The 25,534-nt window shown below is 36.6% G+C and carries 22 protein-coding genes; 12 read left to right on the top strand and 10 right to left on the bottom strand.

Annotated features, from left to right (window positions below; all coding sequences use genetic code 11):
- Window positions 1-52 precede the first annotated feature (52 nt).
- Window positions 53-940: a helix-turn-helix domain-containing protein gene (locus CHSO_RS18815; protein ID WP_045499419.1), complete on the top strand. Its 888-nt coding sequence runs from the start codon at window positions 53-55 to the stop codon at window positions 938-940.
- 417 nt (window positions 941-1,357) lie between these two features.
- On the opposite strand, the gene CHSO_RS25710 is transcribed toward CHSO_RS18815, so the two are convergent.
- The gene (locus CHSO_RS25710) at window positions 1,358-1,510 is read right to left on the bottom strand and encodes a hypothetical protein (protein WP_185114273.1); all 153 of its coding nucleotides are present in this window, start codon (window positions 1,508-1,510) and stop codon (window positions 1,358-1,360) included.
- Window positions 1,511-1,710: 200 nt separating this feature from the next.
- The gene (locus CHSO_RS18810) at window positions 1,711-2,148 is read right to left on the bottom strand and encodes a DUF6526 family protein (protein WP_045499416.1); all 438 of its coding nucleotides are present in this window, start codon (window positions 2,146-2,148) and stop codon (window positions 1,711-1,713) included.
- 522 nt (window positions 2,149-2,670) lie between these two features.
- On the opposite strand from CHSO_RS18810, the gene CHSO_RS18805 reads away from it, so the two are divergent.
- The 4 genes from CHSO_RS18805 to CHSO_RS18790 all read left to right on the top strand — a co-directional run bounded on the left by CHSO_RS18805 (window position 2,671) and on the right by CHSO_RS18790 (window position 7,187).
- Complete coding sequence (locus CHSO_RS18805; protein ID WP_045502959.1) at window positions 2,671-4,440, top strand: aminopeptidase P family protein; 1,770 nt, start codon at window positions 2,671-2,673, stop codon at window positions 4,438-4,440.
- 526 nt (window positions 4,441-4,966) lie between these two features.
- Window positions 4,967-5,533 (top strand): Crp/Fnr family transcriptional regulator, encoded by a 567-nt coding sequence (locus CHSO_RS18800; protein ID WP_045499414.1) that lies wholly within the window; start codon window positions 4,967-4,969, stop codon window positions 5,531-5,533.
- Window positions 5,534-5,586: 53 nt separating this feature from the next.
- Window positions 5,587-6,612, top strand: coding sequence for a saccharopine dehydrogenase (locus CHSO_RS18795; protein ID WP_045499412.1), 1,026 nt, complete (start codon window positions 5,587-5,589; stop codon window positions 6,610-6,612).
- Window positions 6,609-7,187, top strand: coding sequence for an NAD(P)H-dependent oxidoreductase (locus CHSO_RS18790; RefSeq protein WP_045499409.1), 579 nt, complete (start codon window positions 6,609-6,611; stop codon window positions 7,185-7,187). The genes CHSO_RS18795 and CHSO_RS18790 overlap by 4 nt, the downstream gene beginning before the upstream one ends.
- Before the next feature lie 62 nt (window positions 7,188-7,249).
- Here the strand turns inward: CHSO_RS18790 and CHSO_RS18785 are convergent, their stop codons facing one another.
- The 4 genes from CHSO_RS18785 to CHSO_RS18770 form a co-directional block, all read right to left on the bottom strand.
- Complete coding sequence (locus tag CHSO_RS18785; RefSeq protein ID WP_045499406.1) at window positions 7,250-7,972, bottom strand: siderophore-interacting protein; 723 nt, start codon at window positions 7,970-7,972, stop codon at window positions 7,250-7,252.
- Between the two features lie 144 nt (window positions 7,973-8,116).
- Window positions 8,117-8,980, bottom strand: coding sequence for a helix-turn-helix domain-containing protein (locus CHSO_RS18780; RefSeq protein WP_045499403.1), 864 nt, complete (start codon window positions 8,978-8,980; stop codon window positions 8,117-8,119).
- A gap of 137 nt (window positions 8,981-9,117) precedes the next feature.
- A complete protein-coding gene (locus CHSO_RS18775; RefSeq protein WP_045499400.1) occupies window positions 9,118-9,753 on the bottom strand; it encodes a LysE family translocator in 636 nt (211 codons plus the stop codon).
- Between the two features lie 128 nt (window positions 9,754-9,881).
- Window positions 9,882-10,757, bottom strand: a complete 876-nt coding sequence (locus CHSO_RS18770) for a type II CAAX endopeptidase family protein (RefSeq protein WP_045499397.1) — start codon at window positions 10,755-10,757, stop codon at window positions 9,882-9,884.
- Window positions 10,758-11,056: 299 nt separating this feature from the next.
- Here CHSO_RS18770 and CHSO_RS18760 point away from each other — a divergent pair, with 299 nt between their 5' ends.
- Together CHSO_RS18760 and CHSO_RS18755 are read left to right on the top strand one after the other, a co-directional pair.
- On the top strand, window positions 11,057-11,641 hold the full coding sequence (locus CHSO_RS18760) for a helix-turn-helix domain-containing protein (protein ID WP_045499392.1): 585 nt from the start codon (window positions 11,057-11,059) through the stop codon (window positions 11,639-11,641).
- Between the two features lie 88 nt (window positions 11,642-11,729).
- Complete coding sequence (locus CHSO_RS18755; RefSeq protein ID WP_045499390.1) at window positions 11,730-13,214, top strand: serine hydrolase; 1,485 nt, start codon at window positions 11,730-11,732, stop codon at window positions 13,212-13,214.
- 269 nt (window positions 13,215-13,483) lie between these two features.
- Here the strand turns inward: CHSO_RS18755 and CHSO_RS18750 are convergent, their stop codons facing one another.
- Window positions 13,484-14,029 (bottom strand): hypothetical protein, encoded by a 546-nt coding sequence (locus CHSO_RS18750; protein ID WP_045499388.1) that lies wholly within the window; start codon window positions 14,027-14,029, stop codon window positions 13,484-13,486.
- Window positions 14,030-14,067: 38 nt separating this feature from the next.
- Between CHSO_RS18750 and CHSO_RS26455 the strand changes: the two genes are divergently transcribed.
- Window positions 14,068-14,190 (top strand): hypothetical protein, encoded by a 123-nt coding sequence (locus CHSO_RS26455; RefSeq protein ID WP_262483756.1) that lies wholly within the window; start codon window positions 14,068-14,070, stop codon window positions 14,188-14,190.
- 40 nt (window positions 14,191-14,230) lie between these two features.
- Window positions 14,231-14,518: a hypothetical protein gene (locus CHSO_RS18745; RefSeq protein WP_144428986.1), complete on the top strand. Its 288-nt coding sequence runs from the start codon at window positions 14,231-14,233 to the stop codon at window positions 14,516-14,518.
- 7 nt (window positions 14,519-14,525) lie between these two features.
- On the opposite strand, the gene CHSO_RS18740 is transcribed toward CHSO_RS18745, so the two are convergent.
- From CHSO_RS18740 to CHSO_RS18730, 3 genes are read right to left on the bottom strand one after another with little or no spacing between them, the layout of a single operon-like run.
- Entirely contained in the window at window positions 14,526-15,260 is a 735-nt protein-coding gene (locus tag CHSO_RS18740; RefSeq protein ID WP_144428985.1) for a hypothetical protein, read from the bottom strand.
- 21 nt (window positions 15,261-15,281) lie between these two features.
- Window positions 15,282-15,713 (bottom strand): hypothetical protein, encoded by a 432-nt coding sequence (locus CHSO_RS18735; RefSeq protein ID WP_045499382.1) that lies wholly within the window; start codon window positions 15,711-15,713, stop codon window positions 15,282-15,284.
- A gap of 9 nt (window positions 15,714-15,722) precedes the next feature.
- A complete protein-coding gene (locus CHSO_RS18730) occupies window positions 15,723-16,592 on the bottom strand; it encodes a WG repeat-containing protein (RefSeq protein ID WP_198408390.1) in 870 nt (289 codons plus the stop codon).
- A 91-nt stretch (window positions 16,593-16,683) separates the two neighbouring features.
- On the opposite strand from CHSO_RS18730, the gene CHSO_RS18725 reads away from it, so the two are divergent.
- Genes CHSO_RS18725 through CHSO_RS18715 form a run of 3 tightly spaced genes read left to right on the top strand, consistent with a single transcriptional unit; the run spans window position 16,684 to window position 25,472 of the window.
- A complete protein-coding gene (locus tag CHSO_RS18725) occupies window positions 16,684-17,943 on the top strand; it encodes a hypothetical protein (RefSeq protein ID WP_144428984.1) in 1,260 nt (419 codons plus the stop codon).
- Between the two features lie 46 nt (window positions 17,944-17,989).
- On the top strand, window positions 17,990-19,321 hold the full coding sequence (locus tag CHSO_RS18720) for a hypothetical protein (RefSeq protein ID WP_144428983.1): 1,332 nt from the start codon (window positions 17,990-17,992) through the stop codon (window positions 19,319-19,321).
- A 25-nt stretch (window positions 19,322-19,346) separates the two neighbouring features.
- Complete coding sequence (locus tag CHSO_RS18715) at window positions 19,347-25,472, top strand: alpha-2-macroglobulin family protein (protein WP_045499373.1); 6,126 nt, start codon at window positions 19,347-19,349, stop codon at window positions 25,470-25,472.
- Window positions 25,473-25,534: the final 62 nt, after the last annotated feature.

Below are 25,534 nucleotides of genomic sequence, written 5' to 3'. Positions count from 1 at the left end.
TGATTTCTTCCTTACAAATTTTGTCTAATTTTAATTAATCATAATATCGGATATGGAAGTATTATCCAATTTTCAGTACAAAAAACTTTTTCTGCCGAATATCACGGAGAAAATATTAGCCAATAATGCGGATATACAGCTTTACCGGATAGAGAATTACCTCAAAGGTATTTTGATGCCGGTGATTCCATACCGCACTACGTTTAACTTTATCATTTTCGTTACTAACGGACACATCAAGCAGTATCTTGAAAATAAAGAATATCATGCTGAAAAAGGTGGCGTCATCTTTATCAAACAGGGAACTATTACCGCTACAGTAGAACTTTCCGATGATGTTGAAGGCTTTTTCCTGGCTTATGAGAATAACATCCTTTCCGAACAGGAATTGCCCAAACATAAGAGCAGTATTTTCTTTATGACGCCTTTCCTGAATCTGGATAGCCTGACTTACGGAACCATTACCCAACTTCTTCCCATTATGGAACAGGAATTATGGCTGAATAATCTGAATATAAATGATGTTGTAGTCACTATGCTTCACCTTATCCTCATCAAAATATTGAGTACAGATTCAGATACCCATCATAAATCTGCTACACGCCCCATGGAACTATCCCTTCAGTTCCGGGATCTATTATTTAAATATCATGTAGTAGAAAAGCGGGTGGCATTCTTTGCCGATAAATTATCTGTAACAGAAAGTTATCTGAATAAATGTGTGAAAAGTGTCACTCAAAAATCTCCAAAACAATGGATCAATGAGATCGATATCAATTACAGTAAAGCGCTATTGCATTCAAGTAAAGATATTGCGGAGATCGCTTATGAATTGAATTTTCATACTGCATCCCATTTTACCCAACTTTTCAAAAAAATTGCCGGAGTTACTCCTAAAGAATACAGAACGCAGTTTTTGAGCAATAGAGTGACCGGGTAGGACTGAAGCTGGAAGTTGGAAGTTCTTGAAGCCTCAAAAATCAATTGTTGGTTCTTTAATCGATTTATATTTTTGAATAATATACATATATCCAATCTTATTGGGTGTCTATTATTTACTCATTTTCTTCCGTCATTGACTACGTCGAATCTTCGATTTCTGATGAAGGAAGAATCTCATATATATTTAACCTGAGTTCGGGATAAGAAATTTCTGTTTTTAGTAAGTAAGGAAGCCTGGAGCCGGGAGAGGGAAGTGAGTTGAGGTCAAAAAAAACACTTACAATCCTGTAATGTATTATTCCTTTAAAGACTGCTTCATCAGATTTTACGGCAACGTCAGAAATTGTAGCTCCGATAGTAACTTCCTGCCTCTCTCTTCCAGCTTCCCTCTTCTATCCTTATATAGCAATACTTTTTACCTTTTTCTGTGCGTGATTCCGTCGGTTTCTGCATCGGTGGTATAAATAAGATGTACCGCCTTTGCAGAAGCTTCCGGATCCTTCATGATTTTAACAATCTTTGATGGCTTAAGGTGAGAAATAATATCCAAGTCTGTATTCTTCTCCATAGGAAATGGTTAGGAGTTTTTACCCTTCGAAAAAATCAGGAAAAGAATCACTACGATTACACATACCAAAATGATTCCCCACCACATTCCGGCCTTAAAGATTGTTTCTACTGCGCTACAATTTGTGAGTGTCAATACACTTAAAATCATTATACTGTAAAAGCTCAATTTTTTCATAAGTGTAGATTTTTCGGTGTCTGTTAAATTCGGAGCTTGTCAGCCTTCCAGTTTTTGATGGATCTTTTGATCTCATCTCCTGAAATATTCTCATGAAGTGCTTTGTACAAAAGCTCCTTAAATTCTTCGTCATATGTAAATCTCAGAGCTGCAATCTGGTCAAACCTTAATTTTTCAACGGTTTCATCAGATCTTCTGTTAAAAATCTCAAAATACCGCTGTCTAAATTCAAGGACGACCATACGGTTCTGAAGTCCCAATGCATAATGCTGTCTGGTCATAAACGCCAGATAAAAAAGCAGAAAAATCACAATTGAAAATAAGATCCAGACCAGCTGGTTCCCGGGATCATCCCAGATTTTATAGATTCCTAAAATCTCCAGTACAATTAATAAAGGGAGATAAATAAAATGATGCGGTGGATAAAATTTTCTGTGGTTATTATAGTTCTGCTGTTTCATAGGTGTAATGTAGCAATAATCTTTCCAAAAGATTATTATTTTAATACAAAAATATATTTTATGATGTGAATTTTACTTTTTTGAATGAAAAAAACAAATGAAACGCAGTAATCTCTACATCAGCTATATGGAAATTTGGAAAAACACAAAGACTCAAGGATTTTATCTGTGATAAAATTTATAAGTTCATAGATCAAGTGAAAATATCCATTTCTTTTTGTCATTCAGAGTAAACCACAGTGTAGCATGGAATCTATATTTACTCCCACAGATTACACAGGTTTACACAGATGTTTCTGCTTAATCTATAAAGTTATTTAAACCTTTAAAAGAAAGAACCGTATACTATGAGCCACTACTTTATTCATAAAATCATTCGTGCATTCGGGGCCATCAAAAGATGTTCTTTGTGCTCTTAATCAAAATTCACAAAAAAATAACATATTATAGGGAAAATAGGGGCTTTATTTGATCCTCTGACTTTAAATTTTTCGTAACTTTCGGTGTTTAAAAATGAAAAGAATGACTTCAAAGGAAAAAGTTGCTGCGCTTCGTGAAGAAATGCAGAAAAATAATGTTGATGCATTTATAGTATATTCTGCAGATCCGCACATGAGTGAGTACCTTCCTGAAGAATGGCAGGAAAGAGCATGGCTGTCAGGATTTTTAGGTTCTGCCGGTTTTGTGGTAGTAACTCAAGACAAAGCAGGTCTTTGGACAGACGGAAGATACTTTACACAAGCTGCTATTGAATTGGACGGTTCAGGAATCGACCTTTTCAAAGACGGAATAGAAGGAACTCCTAATTATATTGATTGGATTGTTTCTGAAATTCCAGCTGGAGGTAAAGTGGCTGTAAATGCTTTAGCCGCTTCTAATGCCAATTGGGAACTACTTTCTCAAAAATTGAATTCAAAAAATATTACCCTTGCTGATATTCCTCTTTTAAAGGAGGTTTGGAAAGAAAGAGGAACGCCATCTGCTCATCCCATCTTTGTACATCCTGTAGAAAGAGCTGGGAAATCTGTAGCAGATAAACTTTCTGCGATCCGTCAGAAAATGGAAGAGCAGGAAGCTACTGTTCATATTATTTCAAGTCTTGATGATGTAGCATGGACTTCCAATCTTAGAGGAAGCGATGTACAGAGCAATCCGGTATTTTTAGGATACATTGTTATCACTAAAAATGATGCAGTGCTATTCACCGGATTAGAAAAACTTGAAGTAGAAGCAAGAAAACAAATGGACGATTCTTTTGTAAAGATGATGCCTTACGAAGAATTTTATAACTACCTGAAAGCATTCAAAAATGAAAAAATATTGGTTTCTCCAAACAGCAACCAGCAGATTTTTGAAACGTTAAAGGCAGACAATCAATTTATCAAAGCTCCGGTACCGGGTAACCTTATGAAAGCTCAGAAAAATGAAACTGAGTTAGAAGGTTTCAGAACCGTAATGGTAAGAGACGGTGTGGCTATGGTAAAATTCCTTTACTGGCTAACCCATAACGCAGGAAAAGAAGCGATGAATGAATATTCCATCGGTGAAAAACTGAGAGGCTTCCGTGCTGAAGGGGAGAATTTTGTGGGAGAAAGTTTTGGTTCCATCGTAGGATATAAGGACAACGGAGCGATCATGCACTATTCTGCGAAGAAAGAAGGAAGTAAAGAAGTTACCAATGAAGAGACAATCCTTGTAGATTCAGGAGGTCAGTATCTTGAAGGAACTACAGACATTACAAGAACTTTTGCATTAGGAATCCCTTCTGAAGAGTTCAAAAGAAATTCTACATTGGTATTGCAGGGACTGATCCGTTTATCAATGGTAAAATTCCCTAAAGGAACAAAAGGAGTACACCTGGATGCCATTGCAAGACTTCCCTTATGGATGGAAGGCAAAGACTTCAACCATGGAACAGGACATGGAGTAGGAAGCTTTATGAACGTTCACGAAGGTCCGCAGAATATCAGAAAAGACTTAAACCCTCAGGATCTTCTTCCTGGAATGGTCTTGTCCAACGAGCCTGGTTACTATCTTGAAGGACATTACGGAATTCGTCATGAGAACCTTATTGCTGTAAAAGAAGCAGAGAAAACAATTCATGGAACATTCTATGAATTTGAAACATTAACGTTCTGCCCGTTCTTTAAAGATACCGTGGTAAAGGAAATTCTTTCAGAAAGTGAAATTGCATGGCTGAATGATTACCATAAAACATGTGAAGAAAAAATAGCTCCTTATTTGGAAGGAGAAGTGAAAGAATGGTTCTTACAACTGGTAAGCCCATTGTAATAAAAACTAAAGTAGATGTTGAAGAATCTTAAACATTGAACTTTAAAATTTATACTACTAAACAAAATAATTGTTAGATCAGCAAAAGTCCTGTAAGTTGTCGCTTGCAGGGCTTTTTATTTATACAACCGTATTTTCACGGATAAAATTCTAGGGATTCTCCTGATGATGGGAATTACTCCTCTATCTATCTTTGTACCAACAAAACATCATTCATATCTTCATATAATAACTTAGTAATTCAAAACGGTAGATCATCCCATCCTGGGATGATTTTTTTTATTGAGTTCGGAATAGGAATGTTTTTTTATGAGGATTTGAAGCTATGAAGTTCATACATAATAAGATATCGTTTTTTTATCATTTTATAAATTGTTTTGTAGTAACCACTAGTAATTATATCCCTAAAAGTAACCTCCAGCTTCATGCTTTCCTCTTCCAGCCATCCAATCTCAACTTCCTAACCCCAAACCTGGTTTTTCAATAAGTTTTATTTATTTTCGCCATATTAAGAAAACCCAGATTAATGGTACATAATTTTTTTCGGAGTTTTGAACTGTTTTCAGAAAATGAGATTGAAGAGTTTTTAAAACTTTTTGAAATCAGGAAAGTCAGTAAGAATGAGTATTTCATACAAGAAGGTGAGAAATGCAGGGAAGTGGCATTTATAAAATCGGGAATCTTTCGTTCCTTTTATCTTGCCGATGACGGAAAAGATATGACCTATTGTTTCAGATTTCCCAATACCATGATGGCTGCCTATTCATCATTTATTTCCGGATGTCTTAGTAAAGAAAATATGCAGGCAATTACGGATTCAGAATTGTTGATCTTGAAAAAGGAAAAAATGGATGTCTTGATCCAGGATGATCACAACTGGACGAAGTTTTTAAAGATGATTGCTGAACAGGAATATCTTGAATTGGAAAATCGGTTTTTTCAGCTTCAGAGAGATAATGCTACCCAGCGTTATGCCACGCTTCTTAAAAACTATCCGGATTATATTCAGAAAATTCCGCTACAGTATCTGGCTTCTTACCTCGGTATTACCCAACGTCATTTAAGCCGTATAAGGAAAGAGATTTCTTTTTAGACATTTGTCCTGTTTATTGGTCTTCCAGCTCTATAATTTTGTCAAAAAAATAGATGGAGTACAATATTCTAATTATCGGCGGAAACGGATTAGTAGGCAAGACAATTGCCCGTATTTTACAGACGAGAAATCCTCATTTCAATATTTTTGTTGGGGGACGTAAAGGTGAAAATGTAAATAAAAGTCTAAAGATTGATGTTACAGATCCCAGTACCTTTCAGGTGATTAATGATAAAAAAATAAATTTTATTATTCTTTCTGTGAATGATAAATCTGATCAAGTACTCAGATTTGCCATTGCCAATCAGATAGACTATCTGGATATCACAAAACCTACTCCGGATCTGGTAAAAGCTTACGATATTGCCAGAAGATCAGACATTAAAAGTCGAATTGTTTTCAGTTCCGGATGGATGGGTGGAATAGTGCCCGGATTGGTGAATGTTCTTTCAAAAGATACTAATGACACAGAGGTAGTAAAACTCTTTGTGTATTATTCTGTTAAAGATTTGGCTGGAGAAAGTTCTGCACATTTTATGGCAGAAAATGTAGCCGTCCCCTTTCATGATTATAAAAACGATCAACCTAATCTTATCCGACATTTTTTAAATACAGAGACCTATGATTTTTCCTTCGGAATCGGAAAGAGAAATGCTTATAATTTTGATGTTCCCGATCTGTATATCCTGAATAAGGTTGAAAGAATTCCCAATGTGAGCGTAAAAATGACTTATAATTCTAAGTTCATTACCTGGCTGCTGGGGAGCTTTCAATACCTCAAAATTTTTAATATTTTGTCTTTGAAAGAAAGGAAAATGATTTTCGGATCAAGTGGAAATGGAGATCAGGCGGTCTTTGAAGTAGTAGTACAGGATAAAAACGGCGATAAGAAACTGAGTCTGCAGAGTACAAAAGGACAGGCAGAATTAACGGCTTTATCAGCTGTTTTACACACCGAAGAACTGTTGAGAAATCCTCATGAAAGCAATATTTATTTCAGCCATCAGTTGCATGAGCCTTTATCATTATTGGCTCAGCTTAATGCCTATGAAACAATTAATATCAATATACCGCAATGAAAAAAATAGCCATTATCAATGGGCATCCGAATAAAGAATCTTTTAATTTCGGGGTTGCAGAAGCCTATAAAAACGGAGCCAAAGAAGCAGGAGCAGAAATAAAGGAAATTACGATAGCAGACTTGAACTTTAATCCCAATTTACAGTTCGGATATCAAAAAAGAATGGAGTTGGAGCCGGATTTGTTGAATGCCTGGGAGATCATTCTGTGGGCAGATCATCTGGTTTGGATACATCCTGTCTGGTGGGGAGGTTTACCAGCTTTGATGAAAGGTTTTATAGACCGGCTTTTTCTTCCTGGATTCGCCTATAAATACAGAGAGAATTCTTTGTGGTGGGATAAGCTTTTAAAAGGAAAAACAGCTCATATTATCACCACAATAGATCAACCGGGTTGGTATTACCGCCTGATGTACGGAAGACCAAGCGTTAATCAGCTTAAGATATCAACACTGGAGTTTTGTGGAGTAAAACCGGTGAAGGTAACCTACCTGGGCATTATCCGTACTTCTAATGAAGAACAGCGGAAAAAGTGGTTGGAGAAAGTGAAATCATTAGGAGGAAAACTAAAATAAAATTGAATAAAAAACGGAAGTTGGAAAATAAAATAGTTAATCATTTCCAACTTCCTGTTTTTTTACAACCCTCTCTTTCCTTCTATCCAGTACGCTTGTGATCTGATGCATTTCGAAGAAACTCCTTTAGCCTTAAGATATTTCTTTATCAATGACATTCGGGTTCCATTCCCTGTAAGGTAAAAAACAGCATTATCATTGTAAATGGCTTCCTTTTCTTCCCTTAGAAAGTCCGTTAAGGCTTCTATGATCCTCATTGTACTGTTTTTGGGACTGTGATAACCATATAAATTGAGACTTTCCAGAGCCTGGGATTCTTCCAGTTCATGAAGGCATATAAATAAAGACCCTGTTTCTTCCACTGCTTCTTTAATGGAAAGTGAACTTCCCAATGAGGTTTCATCTCCTATAGAGAAATGAATTTTTGCATCCGGCTCAAAAAATCGCTTTCCTCTGGGTATTAATATCTTTATGGAATCTCCAACAGATAAATGGGTTGCAAAACGACTTCCCGCTGCTAAATGATCATGAATATGAAATAAAACTTCAAAGGTTCCCGCTTCTCTCTTAAAATTGAAGGGCGAATAATTGCGGAAATCTCTGTCGTTGATTCTTATTCCAATAGCATAAGCAGGTTCATACTGAATATCCTGTAAATTGGTTTCAAAACGTACAAGACGAAGATTCCCTGGAATAGTTTCTATATGAATAACTTTACAATCTTTGAATTTTGAGGACCACACATTTTCTACCGTATCGTTGATCCATTTTGGTAAACTTGGCATGAGTAATTTTTTATGGCAAAGGAAGCCGTAAAATGTAAATGGTACGATAGCTGTTCCAAGGGAATAATTGGACAATTCGTGGTTGAGAATATGAGAGAAGAAGATGGAGAAGTGTATTACAGGAATTTTAGCTCCACTTTTAAACTACCTGTTTGAATTCCTGAACGCTGAAGGGGATTGGTCTTCCAGTTTTGAAAATAAACGGCTGAAATACATGTGGTCATTGTATCCTAATTCATAGGCAATTTCCTTTACTGTAAGGTGAGTGAATGCTAATAACCGCTTGGCTTCAATTAGAATTTCCTGATGAATCCAATGTTGAGCAGGTTTACCAGTCACTTCACGGATGACTTCTGTGAGATATCCTCTTGAGATATTTAGCTTTTCAGCATATTCAGATGGACTTTTCATGGTTTTATAGCCTTGTCGCACCAAAATTTTAAACTCCCGTGTCAGTTGTAAAGAACGATTTTCACCAATAGCCTGAGAATAGTTTTCTTTTGAATAGATAAAAGCAAACATCCCTATAAAAGTATGAAGAAGAGATTGAACCACTAAAAAACCTTCCTTGGAAGCCAACATTTCCTCCGTATAAAAAGAATGAAGGATAGCTGCTGCATTATTAAATTTTTCTACCCATATTTTCTCCACTGCTAAAGGTTGTATTCCTTCCATAGACTCCTCGAACACAGATCGTACAGAATCCGGAACCAGATCAGATTTTATCGCTATAAACCATCCGTTCACCTTATGCATTAAAAGTCCTTGATGTACCTGTCCAGGTAACACACAGAAAATAGTAGAATCTTTAGCTTCAATGATGTTGAAGTCAACCATCATTTTTACATGTCCGCTTTCCATAAAGGTGAATATATAATGGCTGTCGCGATGTATTCCTTTATCCATAAGAATACTCTCTGTATGATAGGTATGCTGATCCATCCTTTTTATATGGAAGCGATGCTTGGAGATATCACTTAGATCGTAGATAGGAATGGTATGCTTCATCTTTTTGAAACTGATTTACAAAGCTACAATAATATAGAATAGCTGTTTTAATTCGAAACATAAAAAAATCTCCTGTGGTAACAGAAGATTTCAAATTGTTATTTCTTAACTCAGGAAATTAATCAATATTTCGTTCATCATTTGGCTTTAGAAAAAGCCATTTTTATTGCCAGATAAGTCAATACACTTGCCATGAACCACTTTTGTACTTTAATCCAGGCAGGGTTATTATTGAAAAACAGGGCAACCCTGGCAGCGGTTAATACAATTAAGAAATTAACGCTAAAACTTACCAATACCTGAATAGCTCCAAGTTCCAGACTCTGGGTTAAAACAGAGCCATATTCCGGTTTGATGAACTGCGGGAAAAATGAGAGATAAAAAACGGCCACCTTCGGATTGAGAACATTCGTTAAAAAACCAATGGTGAAAAGCTTTTTAGGGCCATCATGAGTGCCGTCTTGATTGATTTCAAAAATGTTTTTTGACTTTGGTTTAATGGCCTGATAGGCAAGATAAAGAAGATAAACTGTTCCGATGGTTTTCAGAACCGTATACGCTAACGGAACTGCCAATAATACGGCAGTTAGGCCAAACGAAACCATAATGATGTGAAACATAAATCCACATACAACTCCCATCAAAGAAATAAACCCGGACTTTTTTCCCTGCGTTATCGATTTTGAAATCAGATAAATCATATTGGGTCCAGGGCTAATTACTAAGATCAGGGCTGCCAGGATAAAGAATGAAAGATCTTGAAGTGGGATCATAGCTCTTATTTTTATGCAAATCTCTTACTAATGAAAATAACTGGCAATAGGTACAGGAAAATTTATAGGAGTTTTTTATTTTTACATTCGGATTATAAACTTAACCTTTTAATGAAACGATTGTATGTTTATATCTTCTGTTCCGGGAGTTCCTTTCTTTTTCGCCAGAAGAAATAAGCAACAATTACTGTAGCAATAGGCAGAGCAATACCAAATTCATCAATATAGTAATTGGTAGTTCCCGTGTCAGCGGTAAGAGGTGTAAAAATAGACTGAATAAACAGATTATGGCTGGCGTGAAAAATGGCTGCAGTCCATAAACTCCCGGATTTTAACCGGATCCAGGTAAAGATGAAACAACTGGCCATTATCATGACTGTAAAGCAGGTTAATGCCAACCATTTGGGGCCGCCAGTATTATAATTTGAAAACAACAGAAGAGGATAATGATAGAGGGACCATATCACTCCCATCCAAAGTGAGGTAGCTGTATAGGAATTGATTTTTGCCAACTGTGGAGTAAGCAAACCCCGCCAGCCGATCTCTTCTCCCAAAGCAGAACCTACAGAACGAACCATTCCAAAGCTGCTCATCAACAAAATATATAATGGAATTGCCCATACGTCCGGCAGATTCCATCCCATCCCTTTAGCCATATCTGTTACAAATTCCTGATGGTAAAAATGACCGGCTCCACTGATCCAAATGATAAGATAAGGAACAAGAGAATAGAGGAGAGGTATGCCATAAGCTAGCAGTTGGTATTTTGTCTCTCCCCATTTCCATCCTAAAGAAGATATAGGAATATTTCTTAGCCTACAGGTAAGCAGGGCTGCTATTGCAGGACACCACATCACGATGGTAGCATAAGAGATAATCCCGCCGCCTAGTTTTCCAGTACGGATACACATATAATAAACCGGTAGGCAAAAAAGGAGAGTGAGAACCAGGTAGGTTGCTATATTCTTCCTGATCTCCACTTTGGAGGTTGAGGTGTTTTTCATACGTAATTTGTTTTAGAAATTTAATGTTTTGAGGCTTAATACCAAATGAAATTTTCTTACGCTTTGGTAAATAAAATTACATTTATTTCTTCTTAGTCTTTTATATATAACAATTGTTGAAGGGATGACATTACATAATTTTCTCAGGCTAATAGAAGAATTATTCTTTATTGAAAACCAAAAGCTGGTAAAAGTTCCTTTCTGCAGAGTATTATCTGTAGAAAACCACTTTTTGTTATCCCTGTAAAAAATATGTAAATTAGCCCATATAATCAAAGCAAATTCTTTCAAAGCAACCTATGTCTAAATTAAAAGATGTAAGAGAACAGAAAAATCTGACCCAGGAAGAACTTTCAGAAAAGTCAAAAATTTCTGTGAGAACCATCCAAAGGATCGAAGCGGGTACGGAACCCAAAGGACATACTTTAAGAGCATTGGCAAAAGCATTGGAAATAGAGGAAGCTTCATTGCAGGATACTATTATAACTCCTGATACGGATGACGAGGTAATTCCCGAGATTATTCCGGAAGTGAAAGAAGAACAGCAGCCTGAGATTAATTATTCTCTTATTAAAATCATCAACCTTTCTTCGCTGTTATTTACTCTCTTGCCACCATTAAATATTCTTGTTCCACTCCTTCTGATGTTTACCATGAAGCAGAGAAACAGTCTGGCCAGACAGATTATTTCAGTCCAGATGATCTGGACAGTGATGGCACCTATTGTATTTATGTTGGGGATCTTTTTAAAGCCTGGACCGAAGCTTACCTTGATCATTATGATCGTCATTGTACTCTCTAATGTCTTCATTATTCTTCGTAATGCTGCAGAGATTGATAGAAATAAAAAATTATATTATCGTCTGAAATTCAGTATGGTGTAAATGTTGTCAGGGCTTTGTCGGGTTTTTGTCGGGTTCATTTTTAATGGAATAACCCATGAAAATCTAATCTTTGTCAAAAATAATAACAATGACAAAGTATACTCGTTTTATACTCCTATTTTTTATCGCTTTCTTTAGCAATGTTCATGCACAAATAGAAAAGACTGACGCTTTATACAAAACAATTATGTCCAGAGACAGCTTGCTTTTTTCGGTAGGCTTCAATACTTGCAATGTTGGTCAAATGGAAAATATACTCAGTGGCCAGCTTGAATTTTATCACGATAAAGATGGCTTTTCTGATAAAACGAAATTTATGATTGATTTTAAAAACGGATTATGCAGACCATCGAAAACGTATAAGGTAAGGAGAGCTTTGGTTGAAAAAAGTACCGAAATCTACCCAATGTATAAAGAAGGAGAAGTATATGCCGTTATTCAGAATGGAACACATCTGTTTTATGAAAAAGAAACCAATCAGCCAGAGAACCTAACAGGTTCTGCTAAATTTACGCATGTATGGGCTAAAGAAAATGGCGAATGGAAGCTGAAAAGATCGCTCAGTTTCGACCATCAGGCAAAAAAAGGCAGTGATGAGAACGCTTTTGAAGATGACCAAGCTATTGAAAACTGGCTGAAAGCAAATAAAATTCCAACTTTAGGATTAGGAATCATTGAAGGTGGAGAATTGAAGCAGGTAAAAGTTTTAGGAGAAATAAAAAAAGGAATTTCGGCTCCCTATAATACCTATTTCAATGTAGCTTCCCTTACCAAGCCTGTGACAGCCATGGTGGTATTACGCCTGATAAGTCTTGGAAAATGGAAACTGGATGAACCTTTGGATGTTTATTGGACAGATCCGGATATTGCCAGCGATTCAAGACATAAAAAGTTAACGACCCGACTTATCCTTTCCCATCAAACCGGATTCCCCAACTGGAGATGGATGAGTACTGACAAAAAACTCAATTTTCAGTTTGAGCCAGGAACTCAATATCAATACTCAGGAGAAGGGTTTGAATACCTGCGAAAAGCCCTGGAAAAGAAATTCAAAAAAACATTGGAGCAGCTTGCCCGGGAATTGATTTTCTTACCGCTTCAAATGAAGGATACCAATTACATCTGGGATCAGAATACCGATGAATCCAGATTTGCCATCGGATATAATGAAGAAGGAAAACCATATCCGACAGAAAAAAATAGCACTTCTAATGCTGCGGATGATCTGCATACAACGATCGGGGATTACGGAAATTTTATGGTAAGTGTAATGAAAGGAAAAGGCTTGAATCCTAATGTTTTTCAGGAAATGATAAAAAAGCAGGTAAAAATAAAAGAGAATATATACTTCGGATTGGGATTATCCGTGTATGATCTTGGAAATGGGGACTATGCGCTGTCTCATAGTGGTGCTGACCCCGGTACAAGATGTATTGCTTTTGTATTGCCAAAATCAGGAAAAGGACTTCTTATTTTTACCAATGTAGATAACGGCTATAAGGTATATGAAAAGCTGGTTCTTCATTATCTGGGCGAGGAAGGAAGGAAAATTACTGAAATAGAGCACAAATAAGTTTTCTCGTAAATTTTTAGACCTGCTTCATTGGCGAAATCAGCGTGAGATAAAATTAAAATGCAAAGTTTTATTTTCTAAATGTTGTATAATCATACAGCTTCATCAGGATCGATTTTTAATCGATGCCCTCTTAGCATCCTTCAAACTATAAAGCATCAGATTTAATCCTTTGCATTTTAAAAGCATAAGAATTTTAAACAAAAACTAATAAACTTACCATCAATAAAAAGCCTGTCTTCAAGAACGAGAAGCAGGCTTTATGATTTTTATTTTACCTTTTCCAAAAGATACAATTTGGCACCGGAAAATGCCAGCTTAGGCATCAGATTACCTTCCAGGACCATTGTTTTGCTATTCACATCAATCACTGAAATATAGTTATTGGAATTATATTCAATATAGTTTTCCTTTTCCTTAGTGATAGGATTTTTCCCGAACTCCAAAGAATATTTTACCCAATCTTCTTTATCAGTACTGCAATGCACGGGTTTGAATTTAGATTTATTAGCTTTAAAAATCATTTGGTCAAAACCTTCTGTACATTCTGAAGAAAATGTGCTTTCCGGATTCTGATCTTTGGTAAAATCTTCGAAAGAACCTTTATAAACCCCTACTACTTTCCAGGTTCCATCCAAACGGTCTTCATCTATTTTCCCCTTAGCTTTGCTTACTGCCCAGCTAATTCCATTAACAGTTCCTTTTACTGCCTTGTAGCCTATATTTACAGCTCCTGATACCACTTTAGTGGCAGTTCTTACCACACATGAATTTAATAGCAGAACAGCCGAAGCCAGAAATATCATTTTTTTCATATTGTCAAATTTTTTACGAAGATAAGGCTTTATGTTTAATGGGGGAGAAGAGGCTGGGAGCTGGAAGAGGGAAGCTGGAGGTTATTGAAGTGCCATTAATGAGTGGTTTTGTTTTTCTTTATGATTTCATTGCTGAAAAGAAAGATACTGCAAAGCTATAAAAGTGTAATATTAAGCCTGAACCAGGCAGATTTTGAAACCATGATTGATACTCACCAGTCTATGAATCTGGTGGATAGATTTACAATGTCACCTCCTTTTATCGTCAGCCGGTCCGGATTGTATGTATTTAAATTAGGAAGGGTTTTGACTTTATTATGGGCGGATATCACAGAGCTTACAATTAACAGTGCTCCACGTAATGGCTACTTTATAAAAATGAAAGTAAAAGGCAAAATATACTTTTTTACAATATCAGACCGTCCTATGGTAAATATTTTTGTAGCCGAATGTGTGAAACATGGGATAGCCAGACCATCACAGTGGTAACGGGCATTTACTTTACCCAGCTCCGTGCTGTTTCAAAGAAAAAATCATACAGTTTTTTATCAATATTATTTTGGTCCTGAATCACCATATCATATTCTTTGATGGCCAAAGAAAAGGTAATACTGTATTTTTCGGAGGTTGCTGCTGCCTGAAACAGTCTGCTTTGTGAAAGGGTTTCAATGTATTGTTGAAATTGTTCCTGAGTGAGCTTTTTATGCCTGGAAATATCAACAGGATTCCTGTTTTTATCTTGTGAATGTCGGATATAATGAACAGTCCCATCTTTCTTGATGGTAATGCTTTCCTGATCCCAGCAGGTATGACTATAGCGATGGATATATAGAGAATCTGCTTGTTTAAAATCAATTTTATAGAACTTCTGGGACTCAATGCCTTGTTTGATGAGAAAATTCGCATGTTCATCCGAAGCAGGTACCTTATATTTTATGTTTGAATAATCATAATGCTGATTCAAAGAGTCCGGTTTAAAAGAGATCATATCCTGTTTCAGATCATAACTTCCCGATGCAACATCCTTAGTGAGATAATCGCCCTGGTCATTTTGATGATAAGCATTAAATGTATGATCATTATTTAAGTGCAGCACTTCAGTAGCAGTACAACAACCATTGTACATCGGAAGCATAACAGACTGGGCTACATAGGTTCCGGAAACCCGATTGCCTTTACAGCTATTTAAAACGATTACTGATAGGAGAATAATGATTGTTGTTAATTTCATCTGCATGATATTCAGTTATGGTTATTTCGTTACAGGAGGAACTTTAAACTTATCAAAAGTATAAATAAGCTGGTAATATATTTTGTTTTCCTGATAGGTTTTTCCCATTGGAGTAACCTCTTCACCTTGTAACAGCGGCTTCTTTTCAACCTGATTGTTTTTATATTTTTTTAATGTAGGCAGAAGATAGTAAACACTGGTGGTTTGTCCCTGTTCGTTATCATGAATGAATAGCCATTCATCAAATTTTTTATTGAAATAACACGCGAGGTTTCCGCCAAGTTTCTTCGGTCCTGAATATTTCATTTTAAATCCTTTCTTTGTTAAAAGGCTGTCTGTATTCATCTTGTTTGGTATAAGATTATACCAGATTTCAGAGGATGTTAAAGTCTGTGCCGATGACAGAAATATTCCTGAAATTAAGGCAATAAAGAGTAATAAAGAGTGTTTCATTAATTTTAATCAGTCTTTTAATGCGTTTTCTTTTCCCGATTCTGCTTTTTCCTTTCTTAGCAATTTTCCCGTCGGGCTGAAGTAATAATTGACATTGTCTTTCTGGAAAAATAATTCCTGACCATAAAGATAGGCATCATTATATTCAAATGGGATAATGGTTTTCATCTGGAAATCCGATAAACCAAATAAACCGCTTTTCCGAATAATAACCGTAGTATCTGTTAGGGATACCAGCTCGACATCACTTAGTTTAATGACATATTTTCCGTTTTTATCAACCACTCCGTACTGGTCTCCAATCCTTACGATAGAATAAAACTGGTTTTTATCATTCATAAAATGAAACCCATAAATCGTATCATATAGAAACGGAACAAGAGTCTTATTCTGAATATCTATGATTCCTTCTTTGCCATTCTTTTTTGCAGAAATAAGTGTACTGTCCATCGGATCCAGCTCCTCATATTCTAGGGGAATTAATATTTCATTTTTATCATTAACAATACCGCTGAGGTCATTTTTAGTCACCTTTATAAATCCATTAGATATGCCTATTGAGCTGTAAGTATTGTCTAAACCTATAATCCATTCCCCTTTGCTGTTGAGAATACCATACTTTTCTGTACCGGGAATATGTTCTTCCTTTCTTCTTCCGGCTTCATTATATTCATGTTCCGCTTTTGAAACCAGATAATAGCCGTCTGTATTATAAGTTGCTGAGCAAAACTGAGGCGGGATAACATTGGTTCCATCCGAAAGGTAATAGCCGATATATCCATTGGCTTTCTTCAGAGGATAAAGCTCATTGTATTTTTGAGCATTGACCCAAAGGCAGGAGGCTGATAAAAGTATTGAAATTATTGTTTTTTTCATCATGGTTTTTACTTTTTTCCACTTCTTAAAAGTACCTATTATCGGGGATATTCCATTCATCCTATTTTTTGTATTTTTAAAAATAAGATTAATAATGATGAAAATATTCCCTTTTATCCTTCTGTTTCTGTTGGTGTGTTCATGTTCACCCAGGATGACGAGGCTGGCCACTCCGGAAGATAAAGCAGATTTTGGAATCTCAAATCCAACCAGAGCATTGTTTTTTGTGGAAAATGAGAATATTACAGCATCAGAAAGCCATATCAGTAATCATAAAGAAGTGGCAGACAATCTCTACAGACAGTTTGGAGGAGCTACAGAAAGGGTAATGGTGGCCAGAACCAACGCTCAAACTTTTAAATTTTCTAATGGAACTACAACATGGTTTGTAAACGTTCAGAACTTCCCGAAACGTACAGCAATGATTTTATTTGATGGTAAAAATGAACCTATCATTGAATACAGCACCAAAAACTATGAACGTCTGGTAAAAAAATACTTATCCGAAGACCTTAATAAAAGACAGCAAACTGAAAAAGAAAATAAGGTAGCTGAAAAAGGAGCCTCAAATGTCTGGAACTCCATAGATGCCGTTTCTTTCACTCCGGATCAGAAATATGCAGACCGGATTATTAATCACAGCAATACAACCTACTATCCTCTGATCGCTTTTGAAGATGGCGGGAATTGTAACGGACGCTTTCGGAATGTAATTTATTCAGATGAAAAGCAGAAAAAAGTAAGTTATACCTCCCATGTTACCTACAGAAACGGAAGAATGCTGGAGTATATCTATTCACGGGAAGGAATTGAAAGTATACAAAAGTATTATCTTAATAAAGTAGGACTATTGGATTCTATCGTGAACTCTCAGCATGGTAAAAGGGAAATGAAGCTTAGCTTCAAATATCTGCCGGACAAATTTATCATTCATTCCAGTTTTGGCTTCAGAGAAGAATTTCATTTGAATGACAGGGGACAGGTAGAGGTAAAATACGACTTCAATCAAAAAGATAAGCTTACAAAAGAAACCTATTACCAATATGATAATCTCGGAAGAGTACTGGTAGAAGACTGTATTTATGACGGAGAAAATCCGGTTACCAATACCTATGAATATGATTCTGATAAAAGAAGAATGTACTCAAAGCTTACAGTGAAAGGAAAAGCTGGGAAAATAATTTCAGAAAACAGAACTGAATTTATTGACGGAAAGCAAATATTTACTGTTATTGCTGACGGGAAAATACAAAACAAATCCGTTTCAACGCTGAACAGCCATTGTGAAGGAAAAGTGACTACCTATGACAACCAGGGGAAAGTAGTATCTGTAAGTGTTCAGAAAAGAGAATGATAGAAGAACCTGAATGATAATAACAACCAATGCTCAATACCCACTTATGATAAAAAAACATTATTTGCTTTTCTGTATACTCTATATTCCAGGTTTACTTTTTGCCCAGACAAAGACCATTTATTTTGATTCCGGTTGGAAGGAAACCACAAAATCAAGAGCCGTATTTTATCGTCCGCTTCCACTGCTGAAATCCGGAACTTTAGAATTACTACGCGATTATTATGTGAAAGGAGATGTAATGCAGATGCAGGGGTATTTTGCAGGTGGTAATAAAAAAAACTGGGTGGGGACGCGCTTTAGCTATGAATATAATGGAGGAGACCGGTATGAAACTTTATATATCAATACCACCAAACAGAAAAAGCTGACGTATTACTTTGATGATGGGGCAATCTGGAAAACCATTGAATATGGAGACAGTTTAAAATCTGGAAAAACCATTGAATATAAACCAGACGGAAGCATCCTGGGCGAAGCCATTTATAAAGACGGCTACCTTGATTCCGGAATAGTGGGGTATCATAATAACAATGGTGATTATCAGAGGTATAATACCAAAACAGAATCTGATGAATTTGTAACCACACCCGTAAGAAAAACAAGTAGAGCCTATAAAAAGATATACTACTGGAAAAAGACTCTTAAAACAGCAGTGGAATATTTATACCGGAATGATAGGCTGATTCTGGAAAAACATTTCGATGAGAATGGTAATTTCATTCAACAAACAGACAGTACCTCTTACTTTTACCCTGAAAAGGAGCTTAAAAACGGGAAATATTTTTATTATAGTACCCAAAAAAGTGGTGTTTCCAAAGCTCCGGAATATATAGAGTACAAAAGCTTTCCCTTTTCAGAAGTGAATATGGAAAATGTATGTTATATCGTTCTGTACCGCGGAACAATCAATTTTTTAGAAAAACATCCAACAGATGATTTGTACAGAGAGATAAGGTATCATTTCTTTAATGATAACGGAACCGACTTTGTCAGACTGCAAAGAGACTACACTTTTGGAGGCTGGAAACCTATAGAAAAATTCAAGGATGATGAGATGCGGTTTATTCCGGTTTCGGATCTGGAAGCTTTATCTAAAGAGAAGGTGTTTCAAAAGTTTTCCAAAAGAAAATGGACCAATGTATACCTTAAAAACAAGCCTGTTTCCGAACAACTGTACTTTTCATCTCCCGATTTTATGGGCAAAACAAAACGGTATTCTTCATCCGGCAAAATAGAAACTAGTGAACAGGAATCCAAACTCATCTATCTGAATCTGACACCTGGAAAATATATAATTCTCCGACAAAACGGAGGGTATTTCATTCCTAAAAGCTCCGGTGATATCATTGAAATTCCAAACTATGTTCAGGAATAATTTTCCATTTTAAAATTTAATGACCATGACATTTTCATTCAGAATATATTCCGTTTTATCACTATTGATCTCAGTTTTCCTGTTTTCTCAGGTCCGGCCCCGCAAACCCGTTGTCAAGCCTTTAAAGCCAGGAATATCAATACCGGAGCCTCTCTCATATCCTACATCTAAAATGTCTTCAAGAGATTCTATCCAATATGAAGTGAGTACATTGCTGAGCCGGTATTATGATTGGAGTGATGAGAATACAGACCCTGAAACCGATCAGATTTTGGTTCTCAGAAAAAAAATAAAAGAATCCAAAGGGCTGCGTAAAACCCTTTATCAGTATTATCTGGCTAATATTTACACCTCTTATATCAGTGAATACAGATCAAGGATGAAGAAAAAAGAGATAATATCGCTCAACGAACTTCCTGAAGACTATAAAACCTGGGCTTTAAATGATTTTTACAGAGCAGCAGAGCAGCTTTACAGCCAGGCATTTTCCGATAAACAAAAACTACAGGACGAGAAGACAGAACTTTGGAAACAGCTTATAGAAGATGTAGAATTCACAAAGTATAAACCGACTCTTTATGATCTTGTAGAAACAGATTATTTGAAATTTTTACAAGAACTGCCTTTTGATTACGATCATATTGCAAAGAAAAAAATAGCGGAAATTAAAGCTGACCTGCTGCAGTTTCACACCAACGATTCGGATAAAACAGCCTTGCTCTATCTTAAAAGCACCGAAATTCAAGGAAATGTAAAGGAACAATCACAGCAGTTGATAGCACTGGCAGATGCTTTTCCCAAAGAACCTTTTTCAGCCTATCTTCTTTTTCAGGCAGCGGATCTTTCAAAGCAGGATACTTCAGAAAACAATTTTCTGAATGCCCATCAGATCTGTCAGAAGGCTATTGATTATATTCCGGCTTCTGACTGGAGTAATCACTGTAAAAGCCTGATTAATGAGCTTGAACGTACAGAAGTGACTATGGAGTTTCCGGAAAGGATTCTTCCCGGTGAATATATTCCTATGACGGTCTCGCACAGAAATACTGACGAGGTAAAAATAGGGCTGAGCAAAAGATCCGGTACCATCGAGTTTGATAAAGAACCTGTCTGGAAAGGGTATTCGGTGAAGGAAAAGCAGATTTCCTTTATCAATTATGAATACGAAGCTCTGAATTTTCGTACCGAAACATTTCCTCTGAAAAAATTCGGAGATTATAGGCTTCATGAGACCATTCTTGCTATTCCGCCTTTGGAAGAGGGATTGTATGCATTTAACAGTACCTCCGGAAGAGAGAGAGACTCCAGAATATTTGCTGTTTCAGATCTTTTTTATGTAAAAAGATTTGAAGATAATACGAAGGTGACATTTCAGGCAGTGAACACCAAAACCGGAAAAAGCATTGACAATGCTGAGTATATTATGTATCAGAATATCAATGGATATGAACAGAAATATTCAGAAAAAAGAGACAATAAGCTGATAAAAACCGGAGATGGAGTCACGGGTGCATCAGGAATGTTTTCCTTACCCAAATCTCAAGGCCGTGAATATGATAACAGCATTATTTATTTTCCACAAACGAAGAAATATTTTGTGATTGATAAAAGTTATAGAGGAATAAATGGGAGTGAAAAAGAGGAAAAGGAAATCCGGGAGCCTGTTAAGAAGGATTTTATCATTTTTACAGACCGCGCAATCTACCGTCCCGGGCAGAAAATATTCTACAAAGGAATTCTGGCGCAGGAATATTATGAAAAAACCAAGATCCTTCCTAAGCAGAAAGTAGAGGTGAGGCTGGTAGACGCTAACTATAAAGAAATTAGCAAAACAGAAGCGGTTACCAATGAATTTGGTAGTGTTAACGGGATGTTTACGCTTCCATCCGGAGGTGTTACAGGAAGTTATTATGTTGAGATGACTGCAGATCTGGGAAAGATTCCCGGAGAAAAAGAAGACCATTTTGTTCAGGAAAATAAGTATATCAGGGTTGAAGAATACAAAAGACCGAAATTCCGTGTCAATATTAATCCTGTGAAGGAAGCCTATACATTAGGAGATCAGGTAAAAGTAAGTGGAAAAGCAGATGCGTTTTCAGGAGCAGAAATCTCAGGAGCTGTTGTAAAATATGAAGTGAAAAGGAAGAATATTTATTTTTCAAGAGGGTGTTTTGAAGATTATTATCCGGTGTATAACGAAAGAGAAACCGAAATTGCCCATGGAGAAATACCTGCAGACAATAATGGAAATTTCAGTATTTCATTCAAAGCGGAAGCTGATGAATCAGATCGTAAAAGCAAAAAAAGGAACTATCAGTATTCTGTTTCTTTTTATGTAACCGATGTCAATGGAGAATCTCAAAGCCGTCAAACTGTTATCAATATTGGAGATGTAAAAGCTAAGATCAGTATTGGAGGCTTAGATAAAATGCTTCAGAAAGAATGGGAATCTATACAAGTATCTGTGACTAATCTCAACGATCAGAAGGTAAATGCTAAAGGAAAATTAACCGTTACCCCATTGAAAGGAGAACATAAAATATTGCTCCCTAAATTCATCAAAAAGCCTGTCTCCAATAATAGATATGATTCAAAAAATATTGAAGATAAAGCACTGGCATATCCCAGTTATGATAAGGAACTTTTCGATACTTATTTTCCATACATGAATTATCCGTCGAATGGGAAAGTTCAAGATAAAAAAGGGGAACCTGTATTTTCAAAAGCATTCAATACCTCAGAATCGGAGAATATCAGCCTCAATAAGAATCCTGAACCTGGAAAATATCTTGTAGAAGCAGAATCTGTAATAGATAATGATACCCTAAAGACATTCAAGGTTATTGAAGTGTTTGATAATACAACCTTCAGAAACGGAAAACCTGCATTTTTCGGAGTTCGTACAGATAAAGAATCTTATACAGTGGGCGACAAAGCCACAATAACCTTTTATTCAGACTTTGATGAAGGTTTTGTGAATTACCGTTTTGTTCAGGATAAAAAAGGAGCTGAGTATCAGCAGATCGCTATGAAGAATGGATCTGTAAATATTCCCTTCACCATTACTGATGCTGATCTGAAAGGAAATCTACATATTGAATATGATTTCATTCATGATAATGATTTCGCTAAAGGAATTCTGAAGTTAGATATTAAAGAAAATATGAATCGGAAACTTGACATTACCTCTCAGGTTTTCCGTGATAAAATTCAGCCCGGCGTACCTGAAAAATGGATATTGACGATCAAAGGAAAAGATAAAGAGAAAATTAATGCTGAGGTATTGGCTTCCATGTATGATGCCTCTCTGGATCAGTTTGTGAAAAATGAATATCGCTTTACCCATTATAATCCCAATTCTGATAACGAATATACCGGTTACGACTTATATCGCAGGTCTCTTGATGACTTTTTCAGTGAACTGACTTCCTCAGAATCAATGGGTTTTAAAAGAAGCCGTGACAAGTATCCGATGGAGTCCGTTCAACTCTATCCTTTTCCGAAAGAGCCTTATTTCCAATATAGATCTATCAGACTTCCGGAATCATCATATTCTACATCTAATGCCATGATGGTAAGAGATGCCTATGTGGAAGAAGTTGTTGTAACAGGATATGGTGGGAAAAAGGCGGAAAATACAAATCCTGTTTATATCGTTGACGGAAAGCAGACTGATAAAAATATTCCTGAAGATGATATTGCAGAAATTAAAAGACTCAGCCCAACAGAAGCCGTGGCTTTATACGGAAACAGCGCTGCAGGGGGAGCTCTTGTAGTAACCTCTAAAAAAGCAATGAAAGAAGAATTGCTGAAGAATGTAAAAGCAAGAACCAATCTGGATGAAACAGCATTTTTCCTTCCTGATCTCTATACCGATGCAGATGGAACTATAAAACTCGAATTTACCTCTCCGGAAGCCCTTACCCAATGGAAACTCCTTCTGTTTGCACACACCAAAGATCTGAAAACAGGTTCCGCAGAGTTTTTTACCCAAACACAAAAGGAACTGATGGTTACGCCCAATCCGCCAAGATTTTTAAGGCAGGGAGACAAAATGCAGCTTTCAGCAAAGGTTGATAACCTATCTGATAAAGAAACAACGGCAGATATCATGCTTTATCTCTTTGATCCGGAAACATCCCAACCATTAGATTCAGCCTTTGTAAATACCAATTCCCTGAAGAAGATTAATGTTTCTGCTAAAGGTTCTGCCCAGGCAAACTGGGATATTAAAATTCCGTATGCACTGGATCATGTAGGTTATAAAATTGTAGCAAAAACAAAGAATTATTCAGATGGGGAAGAGAATGTTCTGCCTATCCTTTCCGACAGGATGCTGGTAACAGAAACGGTTCCGGTTTCTATCAAAGAAGGGCAGACCAAGACCTATACCATGAACAGATTACTGAATAATACATCTACGTCGGCTGTCAATTTCAATCTGAGTGTGGAACTTACTTCCAACCCATTATGGTTTGCGGTAATGTCAATTCCTTATCTGAGAACTTTTCCACATGAATGTTCAGAACAATTGTTCAGCAGGCTGTACGGAAATATGCTTTCCACCTATATTATGAATTCTTCCCCAAAGATTAAGAAGGTTTTTGATGAATGGAATGCCAAAGAAACCCCATCCAATCCTTTAGAAGCCAATGAGAAGCTGAAAACAATTCTTATTGAGGAAACTCCATGGCTCAGCAGGATCAAAGATCAGAAAGAACAGATGGAGCAGCTTGCCGTTTTCTTTCATCTGAATACAATGCAGCGAGATCTCAAAAAAGCACAGCGCGACCTTGTTGACCGTCAAAATCCTGATGGAAGTTTTTCCTGGTTTCCAGGTGGCGGAAAAGATAAAACCATTTCCGGACACATCCTCGGTGGATTCGGAAAGCTGAATAAAATGCTGAAAGGAAAATCTGATGAGTATTTTACCAATGAAATCAACCGTGTTATCAAAAACAGTATCAATTATCTGGATAAAGAATATGATGACAAACTTATCAATGACCGGAAGGTTACTGATAAGCTGGATGTAGGCGATTATGCCTCCTATTTCTATTACAGAAGCTATTGGACGGAAACAGAAATTCCATCCGAACTGAAAAAAGTACTTACTACACTAGCCAATACCTATGTGAAGACTTTTGATGAATACAGCCTTTATCATCAGGCGATGATTGTTACCCTTTTACAGCGTTACGGATATCGTGATCTGGCTAAAAAATGCGTTGCCGATCTGAAAAAAGAAGCCAAAACTTCTGATGAGAATGGGATGTACTGGGACAATAATACCTCAGGCTGGTATTGGCATCAGGCACCTATAGAAACACAGGCGATGCTGATTGAAGCTTTTTCTGAAGTGACTCCTGAAGATGTGAAAAGTGTTGAAGAAATGAAGGTGTGGCTATTAAAAAACAGGCAGACCGAAGGCTGGGGAACAACAAAATCTACTACTGAGGCAGTATATGCGTTGTTAAACTATGGAAAATCATGGCTGGATGCAGAAAAAGGAATCACCATGAAACTTGGAAACGAAACCCTTTTTCCTGCCAACGATCTTTCCAAAACTTCAGAAGCCGGATTCTTTAAAAAATCTTATTCATGGAAAGACGTTACGCCTGAAAAGGCAAAGCTTGAAATTCAGAAAAACAGTCCGGGAGTAGCCTGGGGTGGAATGTATTACCTGTATTATGAAGATATGGATAAGGTGATCGCTCACAATTCATCCGATGTATCTGTGGAGAAGAAACTTTTCTTGAAAATATATGACGGAAATGAAAGCAAGCTTAAAGAAGTAACTGCAGAAAATCCAATTAAGTTGGGTGATCTGGTCACGTTAAGATTGGTCATTCGTACGAATAGAGATATGGAATATATTCACCTGAAAGATATGCGGGCAAGCGGTTTTGAGCCTGTTAATGTACTTTCTTCTTATAAATGGCAAAACGGAGCCGGATATTATGAAAGTACCAAGGATGCAGCTACCCATTTCTTTTTTGATTCCCTGCCAAAAGGAACTTACGTGTTTGAATATGAGTTGAAAGCCAATAATGTCGGAGATTTCTCCAACGGAATTACTTCCTTCCAGAACATGTATGCTCCGGCAATGAGTGCCCATTCTGAAGGGATGAGAGTGAAGATCGTGAAATAGAAGGAGGCTGGAAGTTATTTTTAGTCATATATTACTTCTTTTTCAGCTTCAAAATCTAAATA

It is taken from the genome of Chryseobacterium sp. StRB126 (assembly GCF_000829375.1).
Lineage (GTDB): Bacteria > Bacteroidota > Bacteroidia > Flavobacteriales > Weeksellaceae > Chryseobacterium.
This window is presented reverse-complemented; position numbering and strand designations above follow the sequence as displayed.

Bases quoted from the DNA above. Each gene is read 5' to 3' on its own strand.
- CHSO_RS18815 (WP_045499419.1), top strand. From the start codon at position 53: ATGGAAGTATTATCCAATTTTCAGTACAAAAAACTTTTTCTGCCGAAT.
- CHSO_RS25710 (WP_185114273.1), bottom strand. From the start codon at position 1,510: ATGGAGAAGAATACAGACTTGGATATTATTTCTCACCTTAAGCCATCA.
- CHSO_RS18810 (WP_045499416.1), bottom strand. From the start codon at position 2,148: ATGAAACAGCAGAACTATAATAACCACAGAAAATTTTATCCACCGCAT.
- CHSO_RS18805 (WP_045502959.1), top strand. From the start codon at position 2,671: ATGACTTCAAAGGAAAAAGTTGCTGCGCTTCGTGAAGAAATGCAGAAA.
- CHSO_RS18800 (WP_045499414.1), top strand. From the start codon at position 4,967: ATGGTACATAATTTTTTTCGGAGTTTTGAACTGTTTTCAGAAAATGAG.
- CHSO_RS18795 (WP_045499412.1), top strand. From the start codon at position 5,587: ATGGAGTACAATATTCTAATTATCGGCGGAAACGGATTAGTAGGCAAG.
- CHSO_RS18790 (WP_045499409.1), top strand. From the start codon at position 6,609: ATGAAAAAAATAGCCATTATCAATGGGCATCCGAATAAAGAATCTTTT.
- CHSO_RS18785 (WP_045499406.1), bottom strand. From the start codon at position 7,972: ATGCCAAGTTTACCAAAATGGATCAACGATACGGTAGAAAATGTGTGG.
- CHSO_RS18780 (WP_045499403.1), bottom strand. From the start codon at position 8,980: ATGAAGCATACCATTCCTATCTACGATCTAAGTGATATCTCCAAGCAT.
- CHSO_RS18775 (WP_045499400.1), bottom strand. From the start codon at position 9,753: ATGATCCCACTTCAAGATCTTTCATTCTTTATCCTGGCAGCCCTGATC.
- CHSO_RS18770 (WP_045499397.1), bottom strand. From the start codon at position 10,757: ATGAAAAACACCTCAACCTCCAAAGTGGAGATCAGGAAGAATATAGCA.
- CHSO_RS18760 (WP_045499392.1), top strand. From the start codon at position 11,057: ATGTCTAAATTAAAAGATGTAAGAGAACAGAAAAATCTGACCCAGGAA.
- CHSO_RS18755 (WP_045499390.1), top strand. From the start codon at position 11,730: ATGACAAAGTATACTCGTTTTATACTCCTATTTTTTATCGCTTTCTTT.
- CHSO_RS18750 (WP_045499388.1), bottom strand. From the start codon at position 14,029: ATGAAAAAAATGATATTTCTGGCTTCGGCTGTTCTGCTATTAAATTCA.
- CHSO_RS26455 (WP_262483756.1), top strand. From the start codon at position 14,068: ATGGGGGAGAAGAGGCTGGGAGCTGGAAGAGGGAAGCTGGAGGTTATT.
- CHSO_RS18745 (WP_144428986.1), top strand. From the start codon at position 14,231: ATGATTGATACTCACCAGTCTATGAATCTGGTGGATAGATTTACAATG.
- CHSO_RS18740 (WP_144428985.1), bottom strand. From the start codon at position 15,260: ATGAAATTAACAACAATCATTATTCTCCTATCAGTAATCGTTTTAAAT.
- CHSO_RS18735 (WP_045499382.1), bottom strand. From the start codon at position 15,713: ATGAAACACTCTTTATTACTCTTTATTGCCTTAATTTCAGGAATATTT.
- CHSO_RS18730 (WP_198408390.1), bottom strand. From the start codon at position 16,592: ATGATGAAAAAAACAATAATTTCAATACTTTTATCAGCCTCCTGCCTT.
- CHSO_RS18725 (WP_144428984.1), top strand. From the start codon at position 16,684: ATGATGAAAATATTCCCTTTTATCCTTCTGTTTCTGTTGGTGTGTTCA.
- CHSO_RS18720 (WP_144428983.1), top strand. From the start codon at position 17,990: ATGATAAAAAAACATTATTTGCTTTTCTGTATACTCTATATTCCAGGT.
- CHSO_RS18715 (WP_045499373.1), top strand. From the start codon at position 19,347: ATGACATTTTCATTCAGAATATATTCCGTTTTATCACTATTGATCTCA.